The following is a 13,531-nucleotide window of genomic DNA, read 5'->3' as shown; positions in this document are numbered from 1 at the left end:
TCCTACTTTCTTAATTAGATATTAGCCTTGGTTAACAAATGGCATCATTTTGCGAAGTTTACGACCGACTACCTCAAGTTCATGATCTTCTTCTGCTTTAGCGATTGCGTTGTAATTAGGACGTCCATCTTCGTTTTCTTGGATCCAACCTTTTGCAAACTTACCTGATTGGATATCTGTCAAAATATCTTTCATTCTAGCTTTCGTATCCGCGTTCACAACGATTGGTCCTGAAACGAAATCTCCCCATTGTGCTGTATCCGAAATTGAATAACGCATTCCGCTTAATCCGCCTTCGTACATTAGATCAACAATTAGCTTTACTTCATGTAATGTTTCGAAGTATGCAAGCTCCGGCTGATAACCCGCTTCTACTAATGTTTCAAAACCAGCTTTCACAAGTGATGTTACTCCACCACAAAGAACTGCTTGTTCTCCAAATAAATCTGTTTCAGTTTCCTCTTTGAAAGTTGTTTCAAGTACACCCGCACGTGCAGCTCCAATTGCCTTTGCATAAGCAAGTGCAACATTTCTCGCATTACCAGATGCATCTTGATAAACTCCGAAAAGTGCCGGTACGCCAGCGCCTGCTTCATATGTTCTACGAACTAAGTGACCAGGTCCTTTTGGTGCTACTAGGAAAACGTCAACGTCAGCTGGTGGTTTAATTTCATCAAAATGAATATTGAATCCGTGTGCAAACACAAGTGACTTTCCTTCTTTTAGTGCTGGTTCAATTTCTTCGTTATAAATCTGTTTTTGTCTCTCGTCTGGTAAAAGAATCATAATGACATCTGCTTGTTCAGAAGCATCCTTCACCGTTGTTACATTCAAACCATCTTCTTTTGCTTGGTCGAAAGATTTTCCTTCGCGAACACCAACTACTACATCAAATCCTGAGTCTTTCAAGTTACGTGCATGTGCGTGACCTTGTGAGCCGTAACCAATTACTGCGATTTTCTTATCTTGTAGAACGCTCTCGTCGATATCGTTGTTATAATACATTTTAGCCATTTTAATTTCCCCCTAATAGTTGTGTGTGTTTTTGCTTTATATTATTTTAATATGGAAAGCTGAGGTGAATGAACCTTTTGTGTTTCTCTGACAAACGCCGTTGCACCGGTTCTTGTTAGATCCTTAATGCCGTACGGTCTTAGCAAATCAATAAACGCTTCGATTTTCTCTGGGTTTCCAGTCACTTGATACGTAATCACGTTTTTCGCGGTATCTATGACTGTTGCCCTAAATGGTTCGATGATGCTATTCATTTCACTCCGCACATGTGGCGGTGAGATAACCTTTACTAAAGCGAGCTCTCTCATGACGATTGTCATATCGGTAATGTCAGTCACTTTCAAAACATCAATTTGCTTTTGTAGTTGTTTTGTAAGTTGCTCCACTTTTCTCTCATCCTCAACATGCACGATAAATGTCATTTTGGATAAACCTGGTTGATCAGTGTGGCCGACTGTCATACTTTCGATATTGAATTGTCTCTTCATGAGCAAGCCGGTCACTCGGTTTAAAACACCACTTTGATTGATTACCGTTACGGTAATAACTCGTTTCATTTCCGGCTCACTCCTATCATTTCATTTATTCCCTTACCTGGCATAACCATCGGATAAACATTTTCCTCACTGTCTACTCGACAATCGATAAGTACGGGTTCGTCTGAAAGTAAGGCTTCTGTGAAAATAGCCTCCGCCTCTTCCGGCGTTTCGATTTTGTACCCTTTAATGTCGTACGCTTCTGCTAATTTCACAAAATCCGGTTGGACTGGAATTAACGACTTCGAATATCTTTTTTCGTAGAAAGTCTCCTGCCACTGGCGAACCATTCCCAAAGACTCGTTATTTAAAATAACTACTTTAACGGGAATTCTCAGTTCTTGAAGAAGTGAGAGTTCTTGCAAGGTCATTTGAAAACCAGCATCTCCTACTATTGAAACAACTAACGATTCAGGTTTTGCAAGTTGTGCTCCAATCGCCGCTGGGAAACCAAAGCCCATCGTTCCAAGGCCTCCAGAAGTGACCCAGTTATCTGGATTATTAAATGAATAGTACTGCGCCGCCCACATCTGATGTTGCCCGACATCTGTTGTTACAACCGCATTTCCTTCAGTAATACGATGAATCATTTCAATCGCTTGCTGAGGAAGTAATCGTTTCTTGTTTTCTGTTTCGTACCATAATGGGAAAGATTCAGAAAGCTCATTCAGATATGCGCGCCATTCACTCGAATCTGGAGATACAATGTCTTGTTTCAATAATTCTTTAAGTGCTTCTTTCGCATCTGCGACAATAGGGATTTCAGTAGGAACATTTTTCCCGATTTCTGCAGGGTCGATGTCGATATGAATCACCTTTGCATTTGTTGCGAATAAATCTAAGTTACCTGTTAAACGGTCATCAAAGCGAGCTCCGATATTGATTAACAAGTCACATTCGCTTATCGCCATATTCGATGCATACGTACCATGCATTCCCGCCATTCCTAGGAAGAGTTCATGTTGTCCATGAATACCACCTAAACCTAGTAGTGTATTCGTTATAGGAATTTGATGTCTTTCGATAAGTTCTTTTAACTCATCCATCGCTTGCGCATGTAGAACACCAGCACCTGCAAGTACGAGTGGTTTTCTCGCTGCAGCAATTGCTTTACCTGCTTTTTGAATTTGCAAGTAGTTCGGAGACGTTGTTGGTTGATAGCCCGGTAAGTTAACCTCTTCGTCTAAGGCACTTGGCGTTACGAAAAGATCCGTCGCTATGTTTTTCGGTATATCTACCAAAACAGGACCTCGTCGACCTGTTGAAGCAATGTGGAAAGCTTCCTTAATAATTCTTGGAAGATCATTTATGTCATTTACTTGATAGTTATGCTTTGTGATCGGTTGAGTGATGCCTATGATGTCCGCTTCCTGAAAAGCATCCGTTCCAATTACCGCCTTTGCAACTTGACCGGTAAAAATGACTAGCGGTAAAGAGTCCATCATCGCGTCCGTAATGCCTGTTACTAAGTTCGTTGCACCTGGACCTGAAGTTGCAATAACTACACCCGTCTTTCCAGAAACTCGTGCATAGCCTTCAGCTGCGTGAATCGCGCCTTGTTCATGACGTGCGAGCACATGTGTAATCGGGTTTTTATACAGCGCGTCGTAAATCGGTAATACAGCACCACCAGGATAGCCAAATATCATCTCAACGCCTTGATCCTTTAACGCCTGAATGAGTACGTCTGATCCATCCTTTACTACTTCGGTTTGTTCCTGGTCATTATTCTTCATCGATTCTTCAAGTACTTGCTCCGTTTGAACATCAACATTCATCGACAAACTCCTCCTTCATTCTTAAATCTATCGCTATTTCAGAAAATCAAAAAAGCTTTTCCACCCCACGCAAAGAATGTTGTATTCTTTACATAGGGATGAAAAAGCTAATTCATGGTACCACCCTTGTTCGTAGCATATAGCTACCTCGTGAATAGACGAATGCCTATTCGGTCATAACGAGCACAGAAAAACTCTACGCCCGAGACTACATAATCAGTTACCTTTTCAGTAGTCCACTCCGAGGTGATGTCATAAATAGTTGTATTGCCGGCTTCCAGCACGACCGGCTCTCTGTTAATACAAATGTCTATTTACTTTTTCCTCATCATTGTTTTAAGTATATTAAGTTTGTATTTTAGTGTTTCGTATTTACTGAAATAATTCCCTCGAACTAGTTTGTGAATTAAATCACTAACTGATTAGGATTGTTGCTATCATATCCCGGATAAGAAGAAGAGTCAACAGTTTTGTCTAAATTGTTTATTAATTTTGAATGCCTCATATTTCTGAATACGCTTTCATTGTTATATTATATAGGGTTTCGAATTCGTCCACATTTTATTATTTCTTTCTTGAACTCATGAACACAAGATTTAGCGAGAATCTAGACACGTGTGAACACGATCCTCTTCTCCTTAAAACCGATTACAAAATGAGTTGTTTGCACAATCCACGGCATCTACGCCCTATAGTTTCTTTTTCGAGTGGTGTACTTGTCCATTACTTTCATATTCGGTTCGTATCCAATTCCATAGTCAGTCGGAACAGTGATGTAGCCATTTTCAACAATAACTTCTGGCGCAATAACATCCTCCTTCCAATAGCGAGAGGAACCCGCAATGTCTCCAGGCAAAACAAAATTCGATAATGAAGACAAGGCAACACTATGCGCTCTTCCAATACCCGATTCAAACATGCCGCCACACCATACCGGTATTTGATGCGCCATGCAATAGTCGTGAATTTTTTTCGCTTCTGTCAAACCACCAACACGCCCTGATTTAACGTTAATGACCTGACAACTTCCTAGTTCAATTGCAATTCGCGTATCTTCGAATGAATGAATACTTTCATCCAGGCAAATTGGTGTTTTTAATTCTTTTTGCAACACAGCATGATCAATAAAATCATCTGCCGCTAATGGTTGTTCAATCATTAATAAATTAAATTCATCAAACCTTTGGAGCAACTCTACATCTGCAAGTGTATATGCCGAATTTGCATCTACCATTAGAGGGATGTCAGGAAAGTACTTCCTAAGTTCGCGAATCACCACAATATCTTTACCTGGCATGATTTTCACTTTTACACGTTTATACCCTTCTTCTATATAAGAACGAACAATATCTACTAATTCCTGTTCACTCTTTTGAATTCCTATACTAATTCCCACATCTATCTTTTTTAACGTCCCCCCCAATGCTTCAGAAAGCGACATTCGATTCCGTTTCGCATACGCATCCCAAATAGCTCCTTCTATTGCTGACTTCGACATATTATTTTGTCTTACTGGAGCAAAGAGTTGAGTGACTTCATCTGGATGCTTAATCTCCTTACCAAGCACGAGAGGAATTAAAAAATCTTGAATGATATGCTTGTTCATTTTGTAAGTTTCTTCCGTATACCAAGGCGCTTCAAATGCAACAGATTCTCCCCACCCTGAACTCCCTAATTCATCAATTACTTCTATTAAAAGGAACTTTTTTTCTTGGACCGTACCAAAGCTCGTTGTAAATGGCTTTTTCATCTTCATCTTCATCGCGCGAACAATTATTTCTTTTATAATCATCTTCTAAATCCCCCTTGCCCGATTCACAATCCTTTAGTCTTTACTATACCAAAAAAAGCTTTTCACAAAAACATTACGAGTATTTACAACAGCCTTGCCCTAAGTTCTATATAATTAAAGATAGACGCAACCAATAAGTAGAAAAGGGTGATTGGAATTGATGAAGAAGACGAGTGAGGATATTTGGACAGGACGTACGGATCATCTTGTAAACAGAGCTAGCTTTCGTTATCACCAAGTCGTTGAAATTTCTGAGTTGAAGGATTTAGATGAAACTACCCAGACATGCGCAATTATCGGTTTTGAATGTGAAGAGGGCGTTCGTCGAAACAATGGGCAACTCGGTGCAGCTAAGGCTCCAAATGAATTGCGTAAAGAACTTGCCAAACTACCATGGAGGTTTCCAATCGATAAGAAACTTGTTGATGTCGGTACAGTTGAATGCATTGGAGAAGAACTTGAAAAAGCCCAACAGCATTTAGGAGATGCGGTATCAACTATCCTTTCAAAAGGAGCAACTCCGATTATCCTTGGCGGAGGCCATGAAACCGCATTTGGACACTATTTAGGTGTTAGAAAACATATCGGAGAAAATGCATCTCTAGGGATCATCAATATTGATGCACATTTTGACATCCGCTCATATGAAGAACAACCTTCTTCCGGAACAATGTTTAGACAAATCCTCGAAAATGATGCAAATAGCCACTACTTGGTTCTCGGAATTCAACAGTACGGGAATACACAAGAACTATTTGATAAGGCTGATGAGTTGAACGTCATCTATCTATTCGAAGAGAATCTCACGAGTACAAAAGCAGAAGCTACGATCCAAGAATTCATAAAATTGCATGACTATATCATGCTAACGGTCTGTACGGATGTCTTAAATGCTGCATTTGCACCTGGCGTAAGCGCTACGTCACCATTTGGATTAGATCCTGCAACTGTTCGTACAATCATCCGAACTGTAACAAGCGATCAGAAGACACTTTCTTTCGACATTTCAGAAGTGAACCATGTACTAGATGAAAACAATCGAACTGTGAAACTCGGAGCCTACTTGGTAAATGAAGCAATCGCATCGTTTTCAAAATAAAATTAAAGAAAGCAACCTCTTGAGAAGGTCACACCCTTCAAGAGGTTGCTTTCTAATTCATAGTTTACGATATATCCATCGTTCGCCATCTTTCTCCCGAACACATTCGCCAGTGTCACGCAAGTATTCTAAGTGAGCAAGTGTTTCACCCACCGCAAAACGACTTTCATGCACAGTTAATTCAAAGTTAAAAAGGTTATTACAAGCCTCATACACAGTCAAACCTGAAGCAATTACATCAAGCGTTTCTTCCAATCTTTCCTCATGATGCGCTAACAATTCATCAATCCGATTATTCGCTCCGTAAAAGGGTTGTCCATGGGAAGGAATCACATAATCCACATCTAACTTTCTAACCTTCTTCAATGAAGTTATATACGATTTCAACGGATTTGGATCTCCGTGAAACCAATAGGATATATTCGGGCTGATTCTAGGTAAGATATGGTCGGCGGATAACAGGACGTTTTTTTCAGCATTATAAAAGCAAACCATTCCCTCCGCATGCCCAGGTGTAATCAACACCTCGTATTTATGATTACCTATCAGAACTTCTTGCCCTTCTTCAAAGTACTGATCGACTGTTGGATATGGTGTAACCAGCGGCTTAAATTCAGCTGTGTTATTTATCATATAGGTGGCCATATCAGGAGGAATACCTGCCATTTCATAGTCATGCTGAAGGTTATTTATATATTCATCTGTCCAAACTTGAAAGGCAGTGTCCGCGTCCAACTTCGACATAGAAACCTTTGCATTGGTTAACTTTTGCAGTTCTCCAGCGTGACCAAAATGATCAGGATGATAATGAGTTACATACAAATCCGTTACCACTTTCCCTTGTAATTCTTCCCTCCATAATGCCTTCGTATAGAAGTTATTCAATCCGGCATCAATAACTTTCCAACCATTTTCACCTTCAGCCATAAAGCAATTTACATGATTCAGTCGAAATGGCAAATCTACTTTGATTACTTTAATTCCCAATTCTTCAAGCATAGCGATTCCCCTTTGTTATTTTGCGTGGCAAATCCAACCTCCAAAATGGTTTGTTCGTAAAAAATTAGCGACTCTATGAAATCCGGCATCATCTAGTAATTCTCGAAGCTTTTGTTCCGTAATCGATGCTTCCATCAAAGTCCCTTGCATAAGCTCGTCCACTTTTTCTTCAGACATATTTGTTGTATCAAGCCAATAATTTCTCCATAAATTAACCAACTCTTGAAATTCAGGGTCTTGCGGATCCCCGAACATACTGACAAGAACAAAAGGAGCACCCGATTTTAAATGTAACCTTACCTTTTTAAGAAGAGCGAGCTTATCTTCAACTTTCGGTATAAAGTGAAGTACCAAAATGCAAGTGGCTCCATCAAAGAGTGCATCCTCTGAAACGTCTTTTACTGTTCCATGGATCAGTTTTACACGCTCTTCCATCTCCAGCTGTTCCATTTTCCTTCTGGCAACGTCAAGCATTTCTAACGATGGATCAACGGCTGTAAAGCTCCATCCAAGATTAGTTGGTCCAAATGCTTTTAGTTCGTTACCTCCTCCTCCGCCGACCACTAATAAGTTGGCATCTCCTTTTAAATTGGCACGTAAAAAAGTCTGCGAGATACGAAGCATCTGGTCATAGGTTGGAAGTGTTCTACGGACCCCTCGATCATATTCAGAAGCGATTTCCACATCGAATTCCAATTTCTTAGCCACTTTCCGACCTCCAATCGTCATTTTTTGAGCATCAAATCGATTAAGTTATCCTTCACCTTTAAAATTTTCTATTCAATAACCATTCTTAATTTTCTGCCTCTTCTCCGTTTTGCATATTCTACCATTAATACACACTCTTTAAAAGCTTCTTTAAAATGAGTTAAAGGGAAAATAGACACATTAGAAAGAATTCCTTCGAATCTACTGCTTGAACAAAACTTCTTAACTTACACAATCTTAAACAAACCTTCAAATCGCCACTTATCTATAATTAATTATTCGCATTAGATTTATCACATGAAACCTTAAACAAAAGAATTGAAAGCGCTTCACTTCCTCCATCTACCTTTCCACCAAATAAACTGAAGTTTAAATATATTGTATTCCAGCGATAATTGTGCTATTAATTAGAATACTCCAACAAGAGATATTAACAAATAGGAAGGGGATTTTTCAGTGGTGAAAACATTTAGTTCTGCCTTGGCAATGCATCTGGAACATAAAGGTAAAATGGAGGTTGTCTCTAAAGTACCTATGGCAAATGGCGCTGATTTGAGTTTGGCGTATTCTCCAGGTGTAGCTGAACCGTGTCTCGAAATCGTTAATACCCCTTCAGCTGTATATGATTATACGATTAAGGGAAATTTAGTTGCTGTAGTTACTGATGGAACCGCCGTGTTAGGTTTAGGTGATATCGGTCCAGAAGCATCTCTTCCAGTGATGGAAGGGAAAGCTTTACTTCTTAAAAGATTTGCCAATATCGACGCCTTTCCTATTTGCTTAGATACAAAAGATGTGGATGAAATCGTCAATATTGTGAAAGCCATCAGTCCAACATTCGGAGGCATTAACTTGGAAGATATTTCAGCTCCAAGATGCTTTGAAATCGAGCAACGTTTACGTGAAGAATGCAACATACCCGTATTTCATGATGACCAGCACGGAACAGCTATAGTAGTAGGTGCGGGTTTACTAAATGCTTTAAAGTTAGTCAACAAAAGAATTAGCGATATTAAAGTCACAGTAAACGGGGCTGGCGCTGCGGGGATTGCGATTGTAAAGCTTCTTAAGGATATCGGCGTAAACCATATCATAATGTGTGATTCAAAAGGAACGATTTACAAAGGTCGCCCTGAAGGTATGAATCCCATAAAAGATGAAATTTCCGAAATAACAAATCAATCTCAAATAAAAGGATCACTAAAAGATGCGATGACTGGCGCAGATGTATTCATAGGTGTATCTGTAGCCAACGTTCTAACTCAAGAATTAATCAATTGTATGGCGAATGATCCAATCGTGTTCGCATTGGCAAACCCAAATCCTGAAATTATGCCAGACATCGCCAAAGAATATGGCGTAAAAGTCATAGCTACTGGACGTTCAGACTATCCGAACCAGGTAAATAACGTATTGGCCTTCCCAGGTATCTTTAAGGGAGCGTTAAGCGTGCGTGCAACAGATATAAACGAAAAAATGAAACTCGCTGCAACGTATGCGATAGCCTCTTTAATAGAGGAAGATGAACTTTCAGCAGATTATATTATTCCTAACCCTTTTGATAGTCGAATCACTCAACTTGTTGCAGACGCAGTTAGTAAAGCTGCAATTGAGTCTGGATTGTCTTTACTACACAAATAAAATAAAAGATAAACCCCGTAAATGATACTGTCATTTACGGGGTTTTTCAGTGTTTTTATTTTCTTGAAAATAGATGAACCCAATAAGGTGTACCGTCTGCTTTTACTGCGTAACCAACACCAATATTTGTAAATGAGCTTTTCCGAATGTTGGCCAAGTGGGCAGGTGATTTTATCCAACCTTCAACAGCAGCTGCCGGTGATTTATAACCATAAGCAAGATTCTCGCCATATGCAGTCCATGAATAGTTAAAGCGATCTAACATCGCTCCTGCTCTACCATATGTAGGTGATAAATGAGCAAAGTAGTTGTTTTTGACAAAGTCTTCTGCTTTCAATTGAGCGATTCGGCTCAATTCAGCATCTAACTTTAGTGTAGGCAACTTCTCACTTGCACGCTTTTGATTTACCAATGTAACTGTATCGAGGGCCGCACTTGGAAGCCCTGAAGCATTAGCTACTGAACCGACTCCAAGCTTACCAACATATTTCTTATTCACTTTATCGTAACTGACAAGTCCGTTTTTCAAATCCGTATTGAATTTTACCGAACGATGAACGAATGCCGACATATGAGACCTTGAAACATGCCCATTCGGATTAAACTCACCGTTCTGTCCTGCCGTTGTAATTCCGACCTCTGCCAGCGTTTTTATATATCCATAAAAATGATTACCTTTTGCAACATCTTTAAAGCTTATTTGCTGATTGCCATCAATAATCAATCCAAAACCTAGTGTTAAAATCTTCGCCATTTGAGCACGTGTCAAATTATTTTCTGGATTGAATTTCTCTGCATTGTTTAATACTCCAAGTTCTACTAATGCACGAACATGATTGTAAGATTCATGATTCACATCAAGATCTTTAAAGTTCAGTTTGAAACCCGCTGAAGGCTTAGCACCGATAGCTAACGCAAGTGCCCTTGCAGCATCTATACGCGTGATTGATTGATTAGGTGAAAACGTTCCTTTTGAAGACTCATTAATCAATCCATTTTCCACCATATAACTTATTTCTTTATATGCCCAATGTTTACTTGAAACATCATTGAAAGTTGCAGCATCTACTAAACTCGTTGAAGAGAGAATCAGCGAGAGTGAAAGTAGCACAGCTGTTAGTATTTTTTTCATTTAAATCATTCTTCCTTTCAGTAGCTCGAGTAGTCTTTTATCTGAATATTAATTTATTTTCTCGATATAATTATCTTACTTCTATATCTATAGTACCACCACAGTCGACCACATTCAACGAAACCATCATAGGTAATACTATTCAAAATGCTTTACCTAGTGCATTTATAGACATCTAAGTTAATAGACTTAAGACTGTAATCATTTACGTTTTTATATTTATTTAATCTTATATATAGGCAATTGGACTTTTATACATGCAAAAAAAGATCCACTAAGAAATATTATCTATTTCTTAGTGGATCTTTTTTATATTACACTTCAACTAAATTCTTTAGACATAACAAGTTTCAGATTGTTTACAAGTGGCTTATTCATACTTTCTCAATAAATCGTTCGACAAATTTCGCAAGTTTTATAAACTGTGGATAAGGTTATACACACTATACCTGCCACTATTTGCAATGAAAACCTTCTTATAAACAAGTTACTAACATCTTTTGCACCCACTTTGTGGATAAAGGAACGGTTGTTCTCAAGAGGAAAGTTTGTTAGATTAAAGACATACCAAGCTAACCTATTAGTCTACGCTCAATACATCTTAATTAGTACAAGCTTTAATTGATAAAAATAGAAGGGGGAATTAAATTGAAGAATATGTCAGATGAATTGCTAATCGAGTCTTACCTACAGGCCAAAGACATGAAATTAAATCCACACTTTATTTATCTATTAGAGACGGAAATTCGTCGCCGTTCATTAATGCATGTATTAAAAATATCTTCTTAAAAGTTTAATTCTAATCCTATTTTCTAAATAGTTTTTAAATAAAGCTGCCACCTTTGACTACTCTATCGAATCTTAAATTAAGTTTTCGGAACATTCAAAAAAACTATTCACAAACTAGTAATAAAGGTTTATAATGAAGACGTTACTAACCTATATACTACTATTTAGGTTATCGAAACACAGTATTGAACTAGATTTATAAAAAAGAAGATGAGGAGGCTGACAATGCTTAAATCTATGATGAAATTCCGAATTCTTTTTATGCTTACGCTTATGCTTCAATTTGTGGCAACACCTTTAAATCCCTCGGCAGAGGAGGTCCAAACAAGTACCATTGATTACCTTGCACTAGGCGATTCACTGGCGGCTGGGTTAAGTTCTGAAAATGTCTTGGGAAATGGTTACACGGATTATCTTGCTGAAATTTTAGATGACGCAACTCTATTAAAGTCATTCTTTAAAGGATTTTCTGTCCCAGGTTATACATCCACTCAAGTTTTGTTAGATTTGGATAAACCAGAAGTACAGGAATCTATCATGAATGCAGAGCTTATTACAATTAGCGCCGGAGCGAATGATGCCTTGGCACATATAACATTTGACTCTGTAACAGGCAAATCGACGATTGATTTCGGTGAGCTGACTAAGGCAATTCAAAAAGTTGGAGAAAACTATGCGTTAATTCTCAACTCGATTTACACCCTGAACCCGGGAGTCGAAGTGTATATAATGGGCTACTACAATCCATTTCCACATATTCCTGATCCTGTTTTACAAGGACAACTGACACAACTGTTGACAAGTTTAAATAACTCAATTCTAGCTGGAATGACAAACACGACTGCAGTTCTTGTCCCCACAGCTGATAAGATTTCGGAAAACCCTATAGCCTACCTGCCAAATCCAAGCAACATTCATTTGAGTAAAACTGGATATAAAGAGGTTGCGGCACAATTTGCAGTCCAAATGAATTTGACACCACCCGTTACGTTTCCTGATATTGGTACAAACGAATTCAAAGGCTTCATCGAAGAAGCTGTTGAGCTCGGTCTCATTAACGGTCATACAGATGGTACATTTAAACCAGGTAATGAATTGACTCGTGCACAAGCTGCTGCGATCATTGTTCGAGCGCTCAGGTTAGAAACAAATGAATCTGCACCATTCTCCGATATAAGTGGATACGCAGAAGAAACACAAGCAGAAATTGCTGCTGCCTATAAAGCTGGCATTGTTAAAGGAAGTAACGGAAAGTTCCACCCTTCTACACCAGTTACACGAACACAACTTGCACTTATGATCAAACGGACGTATGAGCTAATATCAAAACAACCGTATGTTGCGACAGAAACAGCACCATTCACCGACATTATACAACTTGATGACGAGGCGAAAAATTCAATTTCCATGTTATATGAATTTAAAATCGCTAATGGATCAAATGGTATGTTCATGCCAAGCAATCCAACAACACGTGGTCAAGCCGCTAAAATGTTTGTAAACACTAAAGTAATTTTGAATAATTTGAAATAAAGACAATCGCTTTGGGCATCTTAATAGTGCCTAAGGCGATTTTTGATTTACATCCCTGAATGACTGAATTTGAATTGAATAAACTTTTGAAGTCGCCCAATGTAAAGTACAAAACTTAGCATTTCCTTTCCGACGTCCTAATCTGCCTAGTATAGTATTACCACATAAGGAAACACTATACTGAAAGATAACTTCTACTTTCGGGAAGGGAGTGAATTTACTTGGCAAAGAAAGATAATAAATCCCATCACGACAAAGGTGTACGGCTCAACTTCAACAAGAAAGAGCATTCCAACAGCTTTATTCAACGAAGGGATCCCCGATTAAACCAGCAGCAAATTGCAGAGCAAAACTTAGCGCAAAACGAGGAAGACGGAAATGAGAACTATAGAAAAGTACAGATGCAATTAGCTGAGGCTGCATTGGAATTTGATCCACAGGAATTTGAGAAAAAAGAATAACTCCATAAAAAATCAACCAATATTGTATCTTGGTTGATTTTTTTATTAA

Annotated in this window: 12 protein-coding genes and 1 other annotated feature; of the genes, 5 read left to right on the top strand and 7 right to left on the bottom strand. The window is 38.7% G+C overall.

All coding sequences use genetic code 11. The features are described 5' to 3' along the window. Window positions 1-21: 21 nt before the first annotated feature. From ilvC to menC, 4 genes are all read right to left on the bottom strand, one after another. Window positions 22-1,014, bottom strand: a complete 993-nt coding sequence (gene ilvC, locus ACXYMX_RS02950) for a ketol-acid reductoisomerase (protein WP_459042737.1) — start codon at window positions 1,012-1,014, stop codon at window positions 22-24. A gap of 41 nt (window positions 1,015-1,055) precedes the next feature. Next, complete coding sequence (ilvN, locus tag ACXYMX_RS02945; RefSeq protein ID WP_459042736.1) at window positions 1,056-1,571, bottom strand: acetolactate synthase small subunit; 516 nt, start codon at window positions 1,569-1,571, stop codon at window positions 1,056-1,058. Beyond that, window positions 1,568-3,286: an acetolactate synthase large subunit gene (gene ilvB, locus ACXYMX_RS02940; protein WP_459042922.1), complete on the bottom strand. Its 1,719-nt coding sequence runs from the start codon at window positions 3,284-3,286 to the stop codon at window positions 1,568-1,570. The genes ilvN and ilvB overlap by 4 nt, the downstream gene beginning before the upstream one ends. Before the next feature lie 133 nt (window positions 3,287-3,419). Then, window positions 3,420-3,669: a binding site (T-box leader), on the bottom strand. 341 nt (window positions 3,670-4,010) lie between these two features. Further along, a complete protein-coding gene (gene menC / locus ACXYMX_RS02935) occupies window positions 4,011-5,120 on the bottom strand; it encodes an o-succinylbenzoate synthase (RefSeq protein ID WP_459042735.1) in 1,110 nt (369 codons plus the stop codon). A 160-nt stretch (window positions 5,121-5,280) separates the two neighbouring features. Between menC and hutG the strand changes: the two genes are divergently transcribed. Continuing rightward, on the top strand, window positions 5,281-6,219 hold the full coding sequence (hutG, locus tag ACXYMX_RS02930) for a formimidoylglutamase (protein ID WP_459042734.1): 939 nt from the start codon (window positions 5,281-5,283) through the stop codon (window positions 6,217-6,219). A 57-nt stretch (window positions 6,220-6,276) separates the two neighbouring features. Here hutG and ACXYMX_RS02925 read toward each other — a convergent pair whose 3' ends face one another. Together ACXYMX_RS02925 and ACXYMX_RS02920 are read right to left on the bottom strand one after the other, a co-directional pair. Next, complete coding sequence (locus ACXYMX_RS02925; protein ID WP_459042733.1) at window positions 6,277-7,218, bottom strand: MBL fold metallo-hydrolase; 942 nt, start codon at window positions 7,216-7,218, stop codon at window positions 6,277-6,279. A gap of 15 nt (window positions 7,219-7,233) precedes the next feature. Further along, window positions 7,234-7,926, bottom strand: a complete 693-nt coding sequence (locus ACXYMX_RS02920) for a class I SAM-dependent methyltransferase (RefSeq protein ID WP_459042732.1) — start codon at window positions 7,924-7,926, stop codon at window positions 7,234-7,236. Between the two features lie 459 nt (window positions 7,927-8,385). Here ACXYMX_RS02920 and ACXYMX_RS02915 point away from each other — a divergent pair, with 459 nt between their 5' ends. Then, window positions 8,386-9,567: an NAD(P)-dependent malic enzyme gene (locus ACXYMX_RS02915; protein ID WP_459042921.1), complete on the top strand. Its 1,182-nt coding sequence runs from the start codon at window positions 8,386-8,388 to the stop codon at window positions 9,565-9,567. Between the two features lie 55 nt (window positions 9,568-9,622). Here ACXYMX_RS02915 and ACXYMX_RS02910 read toward each other — a convergent pair whose 3' ends face one another. After that, window positions 9,623-10,699: a CAP and S-layer homology domain-containing protein gene (locus ACXYMX_RS02910; protein WP_459042731.1), complete on the bottom strand. Its 1,077-nt coding sequence runs from the start codon at window positions 10,697-10,699 to the stop codon at window positions 9,623-9,625. Window positions 10,700-11,347: 648 nt separating this feature from the next. Here ACXYMX_RS02910 and sda point away from each other — a divergent pair. From sda to ACXYMX_RS02895, 3 genes are all read left to right on the top strand, one after another. Continuing rightward, window positions 11,348-11,488, top strand: coding sequence for a sporulation histidine kinase inhibitor Sda (gene sda, locus ACXYMX_RS02905; protein ID WP_459042730.1), 141 nt, complete (start codon window positions 11,348-11,350; stop codon window positions 11,486-11,488). A gap of 225 nt (window positions 11,489-11,713) precedes the next feature. Beyond that, a complete protein-coding gene (locus tag ACXYMX_RS02900; RefSeq protein ID WP_459042729.1) occupies window positions 11,714-13,021 on the top strand; it encodes an S-layer homology domain-containing protein in 1,308 nt (435 codons plus the stop codon). A gap of 221 nt (window positions 13,022-13,242) precedes the next feature. Then, the gene (locus tag ACXYMX_RS02895; protein ID WP_459042728.1) at window positions 13,243-13,482 is read left to right on the top strand and encodes a hypothetical protein; all 240 of its coding nucleotides are present in this window, start codon (window positions 13,243-13,245) and stop codon (window positions 13,480-13,482) included. Window positions 13,483-13,531 lie beyond the last annotated feature (49 nt).

Source organism: Sporosarcina sp. CAU 1771 (assembly GCF_054482775.1).
The sequence above is the reverse complement of the archived record's forward strand: the minus strand, read 5'-3'. Positions and strand labels throughout refer to the sequence as shown.

Bases quoted from the DNA above. Each gene is read 5' to 3' on its own strand.
- menC (WP_459042735.1), bottom strand. From the start codon at position 5,120: ATGATTATAAAAGAAATAATTGTTCGCGCGATGAAGATGAAGATGAAA.
- ACXYMX_RS02900 (WP_459042729.1), top strand. From the start codon at position 11,714: ATGCTTAAATCTATGATGAAATTCCGAATTCTTTTTATGCTTACGCTT.
- ACXYMX_RS02910 (WP_459042731.1), bottom strand. From the start codon at position 10,699: ATGAAAAAAATACTAACAGCTGTGCTACTTTCACTCTCGCTGATTCTC.
- ilvB (WP_459042922.1), bottom strand. From the start codon at position 3,286: ATGAAGAATAATGACCAGGAACAAACCGAAGTAGTAAAGGATGGATCA.
- ilvC (WP_459042737.1), bottom strand. From the start codon at position 1,014: ATGGCTAAAATGTATTATAACAACGATATCGACGAGAGCGTTCTACAA.
- hutG (WP_459042734.1), top strand. From the start codon at position 5,281: ATGAAGAAGACGAGTGAGGATATTTGGACAGGACGTACGGATCATCTT.
- ilvN (WP_459042736.1), bottom strand. From the start codon at position 1,571: ATGAAACGAGTTATTACCGTAACGGTAATCAATCAAAGTGGTGTTTTA.
- ACXYMX_RS02925 (WP_459042733.1), bottom strand. From the start codon at position 7,218: ATGCTTGAAGAATTGGGAATTAAAGTAATCAAAGTAGATTTGCCATTT.